The sequence below is a fragment of the Pseudomonas versuta genome (assembly GCF_001294575.1).
GTDB classification, from domain to species: Bacteria; Pseudomonadota; Gammaproteobacteria; order Pseudomonadales; family Pseudomonadaceae; genus Aquipseudomonas; species Aquipseudomonas versuta.
Window position 1 is genome coordinate 2,512,709 of sequence record NZ_CP012676.1, and the last position, 16,105, is coordinate 2,528,813.

Genomic DNA, 16,105 nt, shown 5'->3' on the forward strand with positions numbered 1-16,105 from the left:
AAGGTTCAATTCCTGTTTTGTCCGGGGCGGTGCGCACAGAGCTTGCGCAACCTTTCGAGGGTGTAGGCTTCGCGTTGCGCAGTCAGCAGCAACCCGTCCCGGGTGGCGTCCAGCATTGCCGCGAAGCAAATCTGAAAGCGTTCTTCTGCGCTCCCTTCACACGGCAAGGCATCGGCAAGACTCAGCATCGCCAGCGTGGCATCGCTGGCGCAGCAAAGGGTTTCCAGCTGGCTGTCGCTCAGTTCAATGGGGGCGAAGTCTTCGGGCCAGTCAGGGTTATCGGGGGCTCCCAAAAGCCTTTCGGCAAGACCGTCGCGATCGAGCCAGCTCCAGAAGACCGCCGGACGCAACAATTGCTGCTGCTGTTCGGGTTCAAGCACATGACTGAAAAGCAACGGAAACAGACGCGGATCGTAGTAGCGCAACAGGCCGGAACAGCCACCATTACTCGCTTCCAGGCAGCGTCCGAGATGTTCGGCCACGACCTGAAAAGGCCAGAGGGAGGCCAGCACCAGCAACTGCGAACGGCCACCCAGCGCTTGCACCAGACCCACCAGCCACTGGCGCTGCAGGGGCTGCGCCAGATCGACGCGCACCAGCAACGGCGCCTCATCCTCCAGGCCGGCCTCCGGCAACCCGGTGAATAATGAGTGCCATGGCAACGAAGGCTCGACACTCAGAACACTGGGGAGCAACGCAGAGTCAGCGGCGGCCTGATCAATAATGATATCCAGGCTGGTGATGCTGACTTGTGCGCAGCAAACCTCCAACAGCTCGATCCAGGTATCCCGATCAACAGAACTCATGCTTGCGCCTCTCTGGCTACAAAACCCTGTGCCGCAGCAGTGGCTTTTTTCAGGCACTCCTTGCACACCGAATCGGGCAATTCAGGGAGGGGGAAATCTGCACTGGATGCCGGATTCAGGCGGTGCTGCCCTTTAACGCTGATCAGCCCCGGGCCGTGAATCTGGATCTCGCCTTGCGGGGTAATACGGATATAGGCACCCCCACAGCCCAGGGTGATGCCGTTTTTGGCGGTCACTTGCAGGTGCCCCAGCACCGATTGCAGGGTGATGTCCTGCTGGGCGATCAGGTTCATTACGTCGCCGTGGGATTCGATTGCCAGCGGGCCTTTGCCCGAGACCAGGCGCATGCCTTCTTGCTGGGCCAGCAGCGAGATGGCCTGGTTGGCGTGAAGGGACAGGCGCTGGGCAGCGGCCAGGTTGATTTCGTCATTGCTTTGCACATACAGCGCCTCGCCACTTTTCAGCAGCAGGCTGGCCGGGGTTACCGCACCGATGCCCTTGGGTGCGCTGAGCAGGATCGCCGGGGCGTCGAGCTCTTTGGCGCTGTCCTGAAACTGCTGCAGACCGTCAATCGCGGGCGGGCGGCTGTGGTGGGCCCGGGCGATGATTTGCCAGTCGGCCACTTGCTGTTTCGCTCCCTGCACCAGGCTAGTGGCCGATTGCATGGCCAGAACCTCGCCCTGGGCCTTGAGCTGTTCATCGGCACTGATAAACAGGCCCTTGCCACCCCGAATCGCCCCCCGGCCATCGGTGCGCAGTTCAAAACCTTCGCCGCGCTGTTTGCGCTGGGCATCGACGATGTGCCCCAGGTTCAACTGGCTCTTGCCGCTGTGCTCGGTGCTGAGTTTTACGTGCTCCTGGCCGCGGGTGTCGTCCATGCGCAATTTGTTGTTGGTCGGGGTGCGCAGCACGTTGCGCTTGTAGTTGCGCAAGTTCACAGGGTCCGGGCGCTCGTTGTCGTGCAAAGCGTGGGCGATGTACGGGCGGTCGGGGTCGCCCTGTTCGAAGGCCACCGCCACTTCGGTGCCGGGGATCAGGGGCAGGTGCAGGCCGTGGGTGCCACCGGCGTAGGGTCGGGCCAGGCGCAGCCACAGGCTTTCTACACCGGGCTGCCAGCTGTCGCGGTCGAACAGGAAGTTGACCTTGTAGCGACCTTCGAGGTCGATGTGGGCGTAGGGGTCGTGTTGCTGCGGGCTGGTGACCCGCGCCGCAACGGTACCGGCGATCTGGGGTTTGGCCTCAAGGGGCGGGCGAAAGCACACCGTTTGCGAGTACGGCATGGCTTCAAAGTTGACTTCGAAGCTGCGGTCGCGGGCGGCCCGGGTGGTGACTCGGGTGATGACTATGCGCGGCAGGAAGGCCTGGGGCGGGCCGCCGTTGACGGTCAGTACCTGGCCGGGGGCCAGGGTCGCGCTGCTGCTGACCCCGCTGAGGCCGGTGCGGCTGTTGAGGTAGCGTTCGTGGCGAATGCGCGCGTAGAAGTAGCCGCTTTCGGTTGGCAGGTCGTCGTCATAGGCGTAGCGGTCGCCCATTTCGGTGTAGGGCTCGGCGTAATGGTAGGCCTCGCCGTAGGTGCCGCTGGCGCCACGGGTCTGGTCGAGTTCGCCGTCGAGATGGGCGTGGACGTTGCGCGGGTCATAGGCGCGGATGTTGACGTGGCGTTCCACCACCTGGTGGCTCGATTGCAGGGCCCAGACGCTGTCGTGGCCGCTGCTGCTCATGCCCGAGGGCGGCAGGTAGTCGACCTCGACGCCGAACTGGTAGAAGCGCTGGTGATCGTGAAATTCCACTACGTCGATGTTCAGGCGCTCATCGCGGGTGAAGCGGTACCAGATGCCGACCTCGGCCAGCAGCCGCGTGATGAAGGCCAGGTCGCTTTCGCCGTACTGCATCACTTGCAGGCGCTTGGGGTATTCCCATAGCAGGTTGAAGAAAAAATCCTGGCCGCGAAAGTCGTGACGGCTGCGCAGGATGCTTTCGACAATTTCCGGCACCGTCTGGTGCTGGTAGATCCGGAACTGCCGGCCGCGACCCAGCAGCGCCAGGCGGGGTTCGAGGGTGATTTCGTAGCGGCCTTCGTCGCGTGAACCGGACAGGCGCCTGAAGCTGCTGATCACCCCGTTCAATGCCCGCAAGGGCTTGATCTCGGGCCGGACAAAACCCCGATAAGGCAGCGGTTTAAGGGGGGCGTAGAGGCTGAAACTGGCGTCTTTGCCGAGCATGGACTCGGCCGCGATATCAGTGTCGGTGCAAGTGAATTCAATCCGGTAGTTGAACACCTGGCTCAGGCCTTCGCGGCCCTCGAAGGCGAGGACGTCGAGCTGCGAAGTCACATTGCGTACCCACAGTTTATGGCGGCTGTGGTCAAAAAAAGTGCGCAGTTGAGTGGACATGTTCAGGCCTCCTTGGCGCCGGGTAACTGCGCATCTGCAGCGTCAATGAACTGCAGGACAATGCCGTCTTCAGCGTTGTAGCCAAGGTGCACGCCAAGGGTTTTCTGGCGGCCAGCCTGACGTTGCAACAACTGCTGGCTGAGCACCGGCAGGATCTGCTGGTTGAGCAGGCTGTCGATGTTGCGCGCCCCGGTGTCCGGCAGCAGGCAGGCCTGCACCAGCGCCTGGTTGAGGGCGGGGTCGATGCGGCACTCCAGGGCGTAGTGACGCTGCAGGCGCCGGGCAACCTGGCCCAGCTTGATCGCCACGATGCGCTCCAGTGCGTCGGCTTGCAGGGGGCGGTAGATCAGGGTCTGGAACCGCGCCAACAGGGCCGGCTGGAAGTGCTCGCACAGGATCGGGCGCAGCAACTGATGCAGGGTGCTGTCCGGCGCTTCAGGGGACTGTTGCAGGCAGGCGTGCAGTTGATCGCTGCCCAGGTTTGACGTCATGAGAATCACGGTGTTGCGAAAGTCGATTTCGCGCCCTTCGCCATCGCGCATGCAGCCGCGGTCGAACACCTGATAGAACAGGTTGAGGACATCGCGGTGGGCCTTCTCCACTTCATCCAGCAGTACCACGCTGTAGGGCCGCTGGCGTACAGCTTCGGTGAGCACGCCGCCCTGGCCGTAGCCGACGTAGCCGGGAGGCGAGCCCTTGAGCTGGCTGACGGTGTGGGCTTCCTGATATTCCGAGAGGTTGAGGGTGATCAGCGATTTTTCGCCACCGAACAGCCGGTTGGCCAGGGCCAGGGCGGTTTCGGTCTTGCCGACGCCACTGGTGCCCACCAGCAGGAACACGCCCAATGGCGCTTTCTCGTCGGTCAGACCGGTTTTGGCCGCACGCAGACGCCGGGCCAGGGCGCCAAGGGCGTGATCCTGGCCGATCACCTGCTCACCCAGTTGTTGTTCCAGCTGCAGCAGGCTGGCTTGTTCGTCCTTAAGCAAACTGCCCAGGGGTACGCCGGTCCAGTCGGCAATCACTTCGGCCACGCTGCGCACGTTAACGTCCAGCGACAGCAAGGGCTGGTTGCCCTGGGCTGCGCTCAGCCGTTGTTGCAACTGCAGGCAGGCGTCCATGCGCGGCGGTTGGGCCTGACGGGCATCGAGCAGTTGTCGGGTAAGGTCGAGTTCGTGGCGGTATTGCTCTTGCAGTTCGGCTTGCTGGCGCTGCAGGTCGGCGTGTTGCGCAGCGATGCTGGCCAGGCGCTCGGCGGCGGGGCTGCCAGTCAGTTGGCGGTCTTGTTCAAGGGCCAGGCGCTCCAGCTCCAGGGCGCTGTGCCGGGCCTTGAGACGAACCAGTGCCTGGGGCTCGCAGTCCAGGCTCATGCGCACCCGGGCACTGGCGGTGTCGAGCAGGTCGACGGCTTTGTCCGGCAACTGGCGGCCGGTGAGGTAACGCCGCGAGAGGTTGACCGCCGCCTGTACCGCGGCGTCCTGGATATGCACGCCGTGATGGCTGGCATAGCGGGCCTTGAGGCCGCGCAGCATCAAGCAGGCGCTGGCGTCGTCGGGCTCGTCGACCTTGACCGTCTGGAAGCGTCGTTCAAGGGCCGCATCGCGCTCGAAATATTGCTTGTATTCGCTCCAGGTGGTCGCGGCGATAGTGCGCAATTCGCCACGCGCCAGGGCCGGCTTGAGCAGGTTGGCGGCGTCAGCACCGCCGGCCTGGTTGCCGGCACCGATCAGGGTGTGCGCTTCATCAATAAACAGCAGCACCGGGTGCGGCGCTTGTTGCACCGCGTCAATCACGTTTTTCAGGCGTTGTTCGAACTCGCCCTTGACCCCGGCGCCAGCTTGCAACAAACCCAAATCCAGGCTGCGTACGCTGACCGGCTTGAGGCTGTCAGGGACATTGCCCTCGCTGATGCGCAATGCCAGGCCTTCGACCAGCGCCGTCTTGCCAACCCCGGGTTCGCCCACCAGCAACGGGTTGTTCTTGCGCCGACGGCTGAGGATATCGATGACCTGACGGATCTCGTCGTCACGCCCGAACACCGGGTCGATCTGCCCTGCCCTGGCTTTGGCCGTGAAGTCCTGGGTGAATTTGTCCAGTACCGCCAGCTGCGCTTGCGCCTGATCGCCGGTGGACACCACCGGGATCTCGATGAACTGCGCGGCGGCCTGTGGCTGGAGCTGCGGGCGCTCTTCGGAGTGCAGGTCAAGCAGTGCGGACAAGTGCTGCAACTGGCTGGCGCTGATGCTGAGCAACGGCCAGGCCGCCTCACATGCGAGCAACCCGGGCGTTTCCAGCAGCGCACCGAGCAGGTGGGCCGAACGCAGGGTCTCGCAGTGGCCGTCCAGCGAAGCCAGCAGCCAGCCGTTGCAGATCAGCTGTTGCAGCCTGGCGCACAGCTGCGGCTTGCCTTGCACGCTGCGCGGCAGGCTGTCGAGGTGGTCAAGCAGGCCACGCCAGATGGCATCCATATCCCATTCGTAGCGACGGGCAATAAGAGTCAGGTCGCCCTCGCCCTGCTCGAGCAATTTGAGCAACCAGTGTTCGATGCTGATCAGCCCGTGGCCGCGGCTCTGGCACAAGGAAGCCGCAGCACTCAGGGCCTGGGCGCAATAGGGGTTGAGGCGGCGCAGCAAACGGGTGGCATTGTGGGCCATGGGGTACATCCCTGTTGTGGATTCTCGGCGGGTCGTCAAAGGCACATGCCGTTCGATGTGTTTGGCTCAGCGCCCGCGAACGGAGGCTCAACCCTGCACACCGCAAACCTGCAGGCGGTTACCCGCCCGCAGGTCTTCTGGCGTCAGACGCTCGGACGTTCGCTCCAGGAGTCGGAGTGAATGATGTTGCCGTCCTTGAAGGTCCAGGTGATCTTCTCGTAGCGCAGCTCAACCTGTTCCAGGTGGTTGTGCCGCTCCTTGGCCGGGTCCTTGATGTCGTGCATTTTCGGCGCGACCTTTACCACCTTGACGTTTGCCAGGGTGGTGTTGAAGTACTCGACTTCCTGGCCCGCATCATCAATGCGGTACCACTTGAACTCGGCTGTAGTGAGGGTCTGGCCGTTGCTCACAGCCTTGTACAAATAGGGGCTGGAGGCGTCGATTTCCTTGGTGAACAGGAACGGGGTGTGGATGCGGGTACCGGTCAACTTGCCGGTGTTGTTGTCTGTGGGGATGTACAGGCTGTGGTCCTGGGCCAGCACCTCGATGCTGCCTTCGCGCTTTTGTACGTCCACAGATCCCTTGATATCGTCACCACCGTCATCTTTCAGCCACAGGTAAACGGGAATAGCCATGTGAAGCTCATTTCTCAACATTCAACTGCCGCGGGATGCGACAGATGGGGTTCAGCCCGGCGTCGTCGCGGGCAGCGTGCAGGCCCCCGCTTCCGGCACCAGGCGAATATCGACGCGACGGTTGGCGGCACGCCCGGTCTCACTGTCATTGCTGGCCAACGGCTGGCTGGCGCCAAAGCCCTGGACGGCAAAGCAGCTGTCGGGGATGTCGCCCATGCGCTGCATCCAGTCGCGTACCGCAGCGGCTCGCATGCGGGATAGCTGAAGGTTTTGCTCAGGGTTGCCGGTGGCATCGGTATGCCCGGCAATGACGATCAACCAGTCTGGCTGGACCTTGATGCTGACCAGAGCGCCAATCAGCACCTTGGTCGAGCCCGGCTTGAGTTCAGCGCTTGCGGTGCCGAACAGCGACAGGCTGTCCAGCCGCACCGGGGTGGAAGTCTTGCCGGGCGCCGGGGTTGCGACCTGTGTCGGTGCCGGCAGCCGATGCCTGGCAATGATCGCCAATAGAGGCAGGCGTAAGATTTCGCCACGGTACAGGCCCAGCCCGAGCGCAGCAGGCTCGCCATGCCGGTAGTAGGCGTCCAGGCGCATGGCGTCCTCGCGCAACACGGCAACGGCGTCTTCGCGCAAGGCTGATTGGCTCTGGTCTGCCGGTCCGGCGGGAGCAGTGGCGTGGTAGCGGCGCAGATCATCGCTGACCTGGCGCAACAGCAGCTTGTTTTCCCAGGCCGAGCTGACCATGGCGACCACAGCAGCCACCACGAATAACCACAGCGCCGTGATACCGGCCCGCAACACCGGGGAACGCCGGGGCCCGACCGACAACAGATCGAGCAACGGATCCGCAAATGGCAGCGCCGCATCGGCGCCCACCACCGATTGCCCGGCATCCGTCAGCCCGGTCTTTTTATCTAGCCATTGCTGCCACAGATTGCCCTGGGCCGTGCCTGGCAGCACCGGGACCTGGGTGATGACACAGGCCAGTGGCGGGCCAAGGTCGCGGCTCGCAAAGTGCGCCAGTATGCTTTGCTTAAGCCAGGCGGCCGCACTGTCGATTTGAAGGCTGCGGCACAGGCGGGAGGCGCCGGTTGCGCTGTCGGGGGCCTGGCGCTGCCAGTCGGCCAGGGTGCAGCAGGCACTGGCGTCACGCACCACGGGGCCAGGCCGGGCGCCCTCCCAACTGAACCAGACGCCTTCACTTTTTGCCGCTTGCAGATAGCTCACCAACACCAGCGGCAGGGCAATACCACGCTTGCGCACCAACGCGAGCTGGCTGCATAAGGTCCGCACCCGCCCCGCCAGCTTTTGGCCGTCGCTGTGCTCGCCGGGGTTGGCGATGAACATCACGCTCAGTTGCCCGCCCCAGTCCGGGCGCAAGGCCAGAATGCCTGTGGCCACGGTACAAAGCTGGTCCACGGCCGGTACTCGCACATAACAACCCTGCGCGGTGGTACGCACGGCCAGTTGCCCGGCCGTTACTGCACCAAACAAACCGCCCAGGCCGTCCCCACAGACCAGGATCACCGGCTGACGCCACGCAGCCGGCGGCAGAGATGCCTCGCCGCCCAGCAACAGGCGCCGGCCCCGGTGCGCAAAAAGGCGCCCCGTGCGGCGCCAGGCCAGAGCCACCCCGATCGCGACCATCAGGGCAACCACGACACGGGTCCAGCCAGTAAACGGCATGATCAACAACAGGGCAAAGGCCAGTACACCGGCCCACAGCCACAGGCTTCGTGTCAGCTTGAGGGTCATCAGCGCTCACCCCTGGCCAGGCGCAAGGGTGGCGACCAGTGCACCCAGCCAGCGGTCCAGCCCCCACCAGACGCCGACCAGCAACAGCCCCGCCGCCAGAATGTGCAGCTGCGACGACGCTGACCGGCCCAGCGACGACATGAATGGACCGCTCCCTTGCGTGGTGATTGCCTGATTAAGTTGCAGGGGGGCAACGCGCGCATTGAGGTCGGCCAGCAGTTGCTCGCGTTCGGGGTCATTCAGATCGCGGTAGCGGCCCTGGAAGCCAAGCATCAGGACCCGCTGAAAGGCCGTCAGTACCAGCACCTCAGGTGCGGGCTGCAACAGTGCTTCGCGCATCTGCTCGTACAAAAATTCACCGGCCTGGTGGCTGCTGAAAAAACGCGTCTGCAAGGGTTTGCCGGCCCAGTCGGCATGGGCATTGTCCGTGGCGCAACCAAGGACTGTTTCATCCAGCAAGGCGCACTGGGCGTGGCTGATCAACTCGAGGCTGTGCTTGCTTACACCGGCGTCTTTGAGGCCCTGCTGAACCTGCTCGACCTGCTGCTCGCAGCGGGTCCATAAACCCGGGCTGTTTTGCATCGAAGCGCCCTGGCGCAACTCGACCACCAGCAGGTAGCTGTCTTGCAATAAGGCATCCAGGTCCGACGCGGTAAAAGCGGTTTTTATGCTGATGTTCAGGCTCATGTGCGCAGTACCGCAAACAGTTCAAGCTTGATGTCGGGCAAGGTGCCCGGCACGTAAAAGGCGCAGGTCCCTTCAGCCAGCATCGCCTGCCCTTTGGGATGATCAAGGTCGAGGGCGAAGTACTGGTTTTCCAGGCGCAGCGGAATGGCCGCCGGCACATGACTGAGGGCCTGCAATGGCACGCCGTCGAGTGCTGCGTTGACCAGATAATCCACCTCGTCCGGAGGCCCCGCCTTGCACAGGCGCGGGAACTGGATCTGCAACTGCGCAGCCGGCATGCGGCAACGCACCGAGAGGTAGAAGTCGGCACCTTGCGGCTCACGCAGGCGGGCATCATTGAGCGTGACTTGCCAGCGATTGGCTCCCGTCGCCTCCAGCTCCAGGGCAATAACCCGCGATGGCAGGCTGGCTTCCAGCAAGGTCGAAAGGGTGCGCATCAAGGGCGCAAATACGGTTTCCAACCGCTCATGCCGATAGGCTGGAATCTTGTCGATATCGTGTTCCAGAGAAAAGGTCAGCAGGCTGCCGGCCAGCTTGATCAGCTCCAGGTACACCTGCTCGGGATGACGGGCCGGCTGTGCCTTGAGATCGGCCAGTACCGGTTGATAGGTGTTCAACGCGTTGAGCAGCCAGAACAGCGACACATCGGCCACGGCAAAATCCGCCATGCGCTGGTTGCTCTCGCGCCGCATGCCCATCAACCGTTGCCGCTTGGCAGACAATTGGGTCAGCAGATTATCCAGTTGGACCAGCAGCCCCGGATGGGCCGCGAAGCTGAGCAGTGGCGGCACATAGTCAGGGTCTAGGTGCCAGGCGCCCTGCCCGTCGCGCACCAGACGTGCGACCGGGCACGTCAGATAATCGGCATTCTCATCGTTGGCCAGGCGCAGGCTCAGGACGTGCCCCAGCACCCCCATCGACTGCACCTCATCGGCGTAGATGTCCTGCACTTGGCGCCAGTGCTGGCGATAACGGGTCGGCCGGTCGGCCCGCGAGCCGTCGAACAGGCAGTTATTGCCATTGCCTTGCTCCAGCGGCAACGCCAGCAGCAAGGTTGCAGTCCGGGCGTTGCCGGGCAACAGGGCGGCCAGCTCCAGAGCAGGCGGCAGCCGATCCACATGGTCGGAATCGATCAGGGTGCCATCGGGCATGCGTACCCGCAGTTGAGTCGCCTTGAGCTTGCCCAGGCGTAAGGCCTGCAGGTCGAAGCCGACCGCCTCGACCCCCCAGGGGTGAACGAGGGCCAGGTGGGCCAGGCTCTCGTTGGCCCAGGCTTCCCAGCGAGCCTGCTGCTGGAATTGTTGCGGGGACAGCAAGGCACCCGCAGCCCACAGGGGGCGGTCGATTTTCATGACATCGTTTCCCTACGAAGGAGTGACTTAAGCTTTTGCCTTGGGCATCTGCGAAACCAGCGACAAGTTGACGTCCATGCCTTCAACCTGAAAGTGCGGTACCGCGTACAGCTTGACGCGGAAGAAACCGGGGTTGTCCTCGATGTCTTCTACCGTCACCTTGGCATCGCGCAGCGGATGGGAAGCCTGCAGATCGTCGCTCGGGTCAGTCATTTCGGTGACCAGGCCACCGATCCACTTGTTCAGTTGCAGTTCCAGCAAACGGCGGTCCTTGGTGGTCCCGATGTTTTCGCGCTGGATCAGCTTGAGGTAGTGGGCAATGCGCGACAGCAGGAATATGTACGGCAGGCGCGAATTGATACGGCTGTTGGCAGTGGCGTCGGCGGTGTCGTACAGCGCCGGTTTTTGCGCCGAGTTGGCCGAGAAAAAACACCCGTAGTCACGGTTCTTGTAGTACGAAAGCGGAATGAAACCGAGGTTGGCAAACTCAAATTCGCGGGTTTCCGGGATCATCACTTCGGATGGAATCTTCACCTGGTTGCCCGTACCCAGGTCATACAGGTGGATCGGCAGTTCGGTGACCGCGCCACCCGATTGCGGGCCGCGAATCTGCACGCACCAGCCGTTGCTGATAAAGCTCTTCACCATGTTTGCAGCGAAGGCGAACGAAGCGTTGGTCCACAGGTATTTCTCGTGGTCCGGGCCTTTGACGCTTTCGATGTAGTTGAAGCTGCGCACCGGCACGGTGTCCGGACCATAGGGCAGGCGGCCCAGTACGCGCGGCATGAGCAAGCCGATGTAACGGGAATCGTCGCTCTCGCGGAACGCCTTCCACTTGATGTATTCGGCACGGTCAAAGTAGTTGCCGATGTCTTTGATGGCAGCCACTTCTTCCATCGACTGCTTGCCAAAGAACGCCGGGCCTACCGATCCAATGAACGGCATATGGGCTGCGGCTGCCACTTTGGACAGGCTGCGCAGCAGGGCTATGTCCTGCGGGCTGCGGTTGAATTCATAGTTGGAAATGGCCGCGGCGATCGGCTCGCCACCCGGGGTGTCGTACTCCTGGGTGTAGGTATGGAAATACAGGCCGCTCTGGGCAATTTCAGGCGCGTCTTCGAAGTCCTGAACCAGATGTTCCTTACTGATATCCAGCAGTTCGATCCGCACGTTCTGGCGAAAATCGGTCTGGTCGATCAACGACTTCACGCCGCGCCAGGTCGACTCTACACGCTGGAAGTCAGGATGATGCATGACGGCGTCAAGTTGCCGGCTGATCTGTGCATCGAGGGACGCGATATGCTCATCGAGCAGCATCTTGTCCAGACGCTCGACTTTATGCGAAGACTGTTGGAGCAGGTCAAGGAATACACTTACAGCTGCTGTCACCCGTTCATCCGCAGAGGCTTCCGACAAGGACTCGGGGTTTTGAAAAGTTTCAATCGCTCCCAACTCCGCAACCGGGCTGAGGTTAATCTTGGCAAACAAGGCGCCGTATACACCCTGTGCGTTATCTGCATCGCGGGTTTTAGTGTGTTGCAGGGATGTTTGTTCTACCGACATGACGCTTAACTTCCTTATTAACGGGCCGGATGGCAATTAACTGTTTGCTTGTGGTGCCAGGCCAGCCAATTCGGCTCGCAGTTCATCGCTCAGTGCGTCGTCCTTGAGAATGCGCTCCAGCTCATGGCGAAAGGTGGCGTTGTCCAGCAGGTTGGATTTAAGGTCGCGCAACAGGTTGCGCATGGCCAGTAGAGCCCGCAGCTGCGGGATTTGCCGGGCTACCTGTTCGGGCTACCTGTTCGGGCTCAAAGTCTTTCATGCCCTGGAAATTCAACTCGACCGGGGTGTCGCAGTTGTCATCGAGCAAGGTATTGGGCACCGCCAGCGTCAAGGCTGGAGCAAACTCGGCCAGCACACTGTCAAAGTTGTTTTTATTGACCCCCTGTTTGTTTCTTTCCGATAACGTACGTTGCTCTTTGCCATTACTGTAATCGCCCATCACCATCAATTTAAGCGGCAGTTCCATCTTCTTCTGCGCACCGCCGGTGTGCAAATCAAGCTTGATATTGACCCGCGATGTTGGCACTTCATTCTGAAAACTGTTTGCAACCATAAATCCTCCAGACACAACTCTACGAGACGATAACCCGTCACACCACCAGACAACCCAGAGTAAAAGTTATACGTGGCGCCCCACAGGGACCTGTGTTTTTTGCTCGGCGCGGATTCTAGTCAATTCACAAGACAAAAAACAAACAATAAATGGCGAACTATTACTCAATAGTTACGAGCCCTTATAAATTTTATCTTGTATGTAAGAAGGGTCTGAAAGTTTATGGGAGTTATCTGAAAAACATATCCTAATGTTCTTATTAATTCCTAAACAGCAATAAAAGTACAGGCTTATTACACGATTCAAGCGAATCTTCAACAATCTCCCTGTTGGCAGCTCTGGTATGTAGGGCAATCCCGTTTCAACAACCATGAGGGAGGCGCGGTGATTTGCCGGGCGCACATCAGGCGACTGACCGGGGCCGGTCAGTCGCCTGATGTGCAGCGCTGGATATCAGGTTTTGTGCTTCAGCTCACCAGACCTGGCGCCGCGCCCCCTGACTTAATCGCCGGCGTTACGCTAAAGGCAATCCTTACAGAGTCGGCACTATTGCCATTTTGGGTGACCCGCACTTCCCTTGGACCGGCCGGGAACGCAAGCCCCTCATGGGACCAGTCACCGTTGGTATTGACCAGGGCCCTGCCCACCCGACGCCAGCGGCCGGCGGGCGTACCCTGTTCGATGGCAACCGTAGCGCCGGGTGTGCCCTTGCCGGCATAAGTCGGGGCATGGTTTTCATCGAACGACCCGCCATTGACGGGGAACGTCAATGTCACAGGGATCTGGACCACCTGCTCGACGTTGAAGCTATGCCTTGCACCTGCGCCATGGTCATTGTTCTGTACCGCCGCGACCCCCCAACGGCTGGCAGTGAGTTTCTTGCCGACGAAAGACCAGTCACCCCGGGGCCCGACCAGCACCGTCCCCACCACATACCAGCCACCGGTATCCGTGCCCTGGTTGATGGTGATCATCGCGCCCGGCGTCCCCCGGCCTTGATAGACAGGCACGTGGTTCACATCAAACAGGGCCTCTGCTCCCGGCGAGAGCAATGTCACCGGAACCTGAACTTTTGTAACGGTAAAGGTATTTCTTGTGGAGACGGAATTATCGCTGCCTTGTATCGCCCGCGCTTCCCGTGTGGCGGCAGGAAGCTTCTGACCAATACAGGACCAGTCACCGTTGGTATTGACCCTGGCCTCTCCCACCCGATACCAGTTACCTGTGGTTGTACCCTGCTGGACTGTGACCATGGCGCCCGGCGTGCCCCGCCCCTGATAGACCGGTATGTGGTGTTCATCGAACGTCGCCCCACGTTCAGGAGAGGTCAATGTGACGCGCACCTCAACCGCCCGGGCAACGGTGAAGGCATTCACTGCAATACTGGCCCCGATGCCGCTTTGGGTTGCCCGCGCCTGGTACTCTGCGGCGGCGAGTTTCTCACCGGCCAGGGTCCAGTCACCGGAGCTATTGACCGTTGTCCCGCCCACCAAAACCCATGAGCCCGAACCTGTACGCTGCTCGATAATTACCGTAGCACCCGGTGTTCCACGACCTCGGTAGACTGGCTCGTGATTGACATCAAACAAGGCCCCCTCCCCGGGAGAGCTCAATGCCACAAGAACCGGGGGTACAGCCGTTACCATGAAGGGGGTGACATCAGAACCGCTTGCGCCGTTGCTTTGTGTCGCCCGCGCTTCCCGAGAGGCAGCGGGAAGTTTCTGACCGGTCAAGGACCAGACACCGTTGGTATCCACCAGGGTCGCTCCCACCGCATACCAGGCGCCTGTGACCATACCCTGCTCGATCGTGACCCTCGCGCCCGGCGTCCCTCGCCCGCCATATACCGGCTCATGATTGGTATCGAACGCCGAACTGCCCACAGGAGACATCAGGGTTAGCGGGATAGTGACCGCCTGGGCAACGGTAAAGGCATTTACCGCAAAACCCGTACCGCCGTGACTGAGTGTTGCCCGCGCTTTGCGTTCACCAACAGTCAAACACTGGCCGATGAACAACCAGTTCCCGCAAGCATCGATTGTGGTTGTGCCCACCCGCTCCCAGTCGCCGCCGGGAGCCGCCTGCTCAATGGTGACCATCGCACCCGGCGCACCACGCCCCTTGAACACCGGTACGTGGTTCACATCAAACAAGGCACCCTCTGCCGGGCTGGTTAACGTACCGGGAACCTCCAGGGGCGAAACATTGGACTCAATAAGGTCGGTCGACCGGTCCATGTTGTCCCAGATGGGGTGGCGCAGTGCAGAGAACCGCGCGAGTTTGCTGCGGGTGTCAGCCTCCAGCGGCATGCCCCACTCTTCAAAAAACGGAGTGAGATCACGCTCTGCCACGGTCGCAGCCGTGATCATGAAGTGCTGCATCACAGCGAGATCGGTTGGCGGTTCGGGGATGCCTTTCGCGTTCTCCAGGCGAAACTGCTGGGACAGCCGTGCATAAAAATCAGCGCCGAAGCCACGGCGCAATTGATCGAACATCAGAAGCTGGACCCAACCATTGGTGAGCCCTAAAAAATTACGTTCAGCAATCGGTGTCTGGCGAAACTGCGCGACCGCATTGCGCACCGACACACTGTCGATACGGTTGGGGTAGCCCTGTGCCTCCTGCACTGCAAGCGCGGGGATATTCACGGTGACCTCAATAGCGCCCCTGTAATTGAACTCCTTCATCTGATAGGTGTGGCCGACTTCATGGTAAAAGCCCCACTGATCATTTTCAGGGCCTGCCAGAAGGTGGCGGCCCGCCGCGGTGGCGTTCTGGAAGGTGATGTGATAATCCGTCGCCGACGCGTAACCGGGGCCGACGTCAGGATTAATAATGTGGATACGGTGCGCGGATTTGTGTGCGGCATCATTGGCGTACTTAGATAGCCCATAGAGCGCGTTGGTGGTGGCGACAACGGAGTCCATCATCTCAATCCTGCGGTCCAGATCCAGACCCGGCAAAGATGTCGCCAGAACCATCTGAACATCAAACAGGACGTATTCTCCGACAAGTACGAAAAATGGAGCCGTATTCCAGGTCTCGACCTGCACGTCGAAGTCCGCCCGACTTGTCACACCTTTGACATAGGTTGGAACGGGTTGTCCGCCGTATATTTCGACGGTCGCTGGCGTGTTGTAGATCCGGTTTTGTACATAAACCATGCCATCCACTAATGCCTCAATCCGGTTTTGGCCGGGATTCAAGGCAACTAGCTGGCGTCCGGTGACCTTTCCATCATTATGGTTTGCATATTGGCCATATAGGCCTACCACCAGTTCAAGCCCCCTGACCGAGGGTTCTACGGTGACGGTCAATACTGTGCCTCTGCGCACATAACGGCCAGTGGGCTGGAAATGACTGTGATAATTCTTTCTGCCCTCCATTTTATAAGCCGCTTCTGCACTGCCCAGGGCTTCAGCGCGAAGGGTGGACTTTTGGTCGGTGACCACAAGTTGCAGAGTAGCATTGCACTCAGAAGCTAAACGTTTGTTTACGGACGCATTCATAACGATCTCTTTTTAGGCGATTGATAATAAAAAATAGTGGCGGGTCATACAGGGGTTCTAACAACACCTGCCGATGGGCACATTTAAACTTCAAGACCGCTCTGAAACAGAACTTTCAGAGCATCTCGAAAGCAGCGCAGTACTTCTGACCGGTGTTACCGGCGCTGAATAAATCTATAACTTTGCGGGCGATATAGTTAA

The 16,105-nt window shown here is 60.8% G+C and carries 9 protein-coding genes and 1 pseudogene; all 10 read right to left on the reverse strand.

Annotated elements, in window-relative coordinates:
* Nucleotides 1–5: 5 nt before the first annotated feature.
* The 10 genes and pseudogenes from AOC04_RS11010 to AOC04_RS11055 all read right to left on the reverse strand — a co-directional run bounded on the left by AOC04_RS11010 (nt 6) and on the right by AOC04_RS11055 (nt 15,904).
* The gene (locus AOC04_RS11010; RefSeq protein ID WP_060693292.1) at nt 6–806 is read right to left on the reverse strand and encodes a DUF4123 domain-containing protein; all 801 of its coding nucleotides are present in this window, start codon (nt 804–806) and stop codon (nt 6–8) included.
* Nucleotides 803–3,199 carry a type VI secretion system Vgr family protein gene (locus AOC04_RS11015; protein ID WP_060693295.1) on the reverse strand — a complete coding sequence of 799 codons (2,397 nt, stop codon included), beginning with the start codon at nt 3,197–3,199 and terminating at the stop codon, nt 803–805. Before AOC04_RS11015 ends, AOC04_RS11010 begins: the two co-directional genes overlap by 4 nt.
* 2 nt (nt 3,200–3,201) lie before the next feature.
* On the reverse strand, nt 3,202–5,850 hold the full coding sequence (gene tssH / locus AOC04_RS11020; protein ID WP_060693298.1) for a type VI secretion system ATPase TssH: 2,649 nt from the start codon (nt 5,848–5,850) through the stop codon (nt 3,202–3,204).
* A gap of 143 nt (nt 5,851–5,993) precedes the next feature.
* Nucleotides 5,994–6,485: an Hcp family type VI secretion system effector gene (locus AOC04_RS11025; RefSeq protein ID WP_060693300.1), complete on the reverse strand. Its 492-nt coding sequence runs from the start codon at nt 6,483–6,485 to the stop codon at nt 5,994–5,996.
* A gap of 51 nt (nt 6,486–6,536) precedes the next feature.
* Complete coding sequence (locus AOC04_RS11030; RefSeq protein WP_060693304.1) at nt 6,537–8,240, reverse strand: OmpA family protein; 1,704 nt, start codon at nt 8,238–8,240, stop codon at nt 6,537–6,539.
* A 6-nt stretch (nt 8,241–8,246) separates the two neighbouring features.
* Nucleotides 8,247–8,927 carry a type VI secretion system protein TssL, short form gene (tssL, locus tag AOC04_RS11035; RefSeq protein WP_060693306.1) on the reverse strand — a complete coding sequence of 227 codons (681 nt, stop codon included), beginning with the start codon at nt 8,925–8,927 and terminating at the stop codon, nt 8,247–8,249.
* Complete coding sequence (gene tssK, locus AOC04_RS11040) at nt 8,924–10,279, reverse strand: type VI secretion system baseplate subunit TssK (protein ID WP_060693308.1); 1,356 nt, start codon at nt 10,277–10,279, stop codon at nt 8,924–8,926. The genes tssL and tssK overlap by 4 nt, the downstream gene beginning before the upstream one ends.
* Nucleotides 10,280–10,306: 27 nt before the next feature.
* Nucleotides 10,307–11,842, reverse strand: coding sequence for a type VI secretion system contractile sheath large subunit (gene tssC / locus AOC04_RS11045; protein ID WP_060693310.1), 1,536 nt, complete (start codon nt 11,840–11,842; stop codon nt 10,307–10,309).
* Nucleotides 11,843–11,878: 36 nt separating this feature from the next.
* Nucleotides 11,879–12,395, reverse strand: a pseudogene (gene tssB / locus AOC04_RS11050) (type VI secretion system contractile sheath small subunit).
* A 467-nt stretch (nt 12,396–12,862) separates the two neighbouring features.
* On the reverse strand, nt 12,863–15,904 hold the full coding sequence (locus AOC04_RS11055; protein WP_060693313.1) for a M60 family metallopeptidase: 3,042 nt from the start codon (nt 15,902–15,904) through the stop codon (nt 12,863–12,865).
* Nucleotides 15,905–16,105: the final 201 nt, after the last annotated feature.

Excerpts from the sequence above, each read along its gene's own strand:
- AOC04_RS11010 (WP_060693292.1), bottom strand. The coding sequence starts at position 806 with ATGAGTTCTGTTGATCGGGATACCTGGATCGAGCTGTTGGAGGTTTGC.
- AOC04_RS11015 (WP_060693295.1), bottom strand. The coding sequence starts at position 3,199 with ATGTCCACTCAACTGCGCACTTTTTTTGACCACAGCCGCCATAAACTG.
- tssH (WP_060693298.1), bottom strand. The coding sequence starts at position 5,850 with ATGGCCCACAATGCCACCCGTTTGCTGCGCCGCCTCAACCCCTATTGC.
- AOC04_RS11025 (WP_060693300.1), bottom strand. The coding sequence starts at position 6,485 with ATGGCTATTCCCGTTTACCTGTGGCTGAAAGATGACGGTGGTGACGAT.
- AOC04_RS11030 (WP_060693304.1), bottom strand. The coding sequence starts at position 8,240 with ATGACCCTCAAGCTGACACGAAGCCTGTGGCTGTGGGCCGGTGTACTG.
- tssL (WP_060693306.1), bottom strand. The coding sequence starts at position 8,927 with ATGAGCCTGAACATCAGCATAAAAACCGCTTTTACCGCGTCGGACCTG.
- tssK (WP_060693308.1), bottom strand. The coding sequence starts at position 10,279 with ATGAAAATCGACCGCCCCCTGTGGGCTGCGGGTGCCTTGCTGTCCCCG.
- tssC (WP_060693310.1), bottom strand. The coding sequence starts at position 11,842 with ATGTCGGTAGAACAAACATCCCTGCAACACACTAAAACCCGCGATGCA.
- AOC04_RS11055 (WP_060693313.1), bottom strand. The coding sequence starts at position 15,904 with ATGAATGCGTCCGTAAACAAACGTTTAGCTTCTGAGTGCAATGCTACT.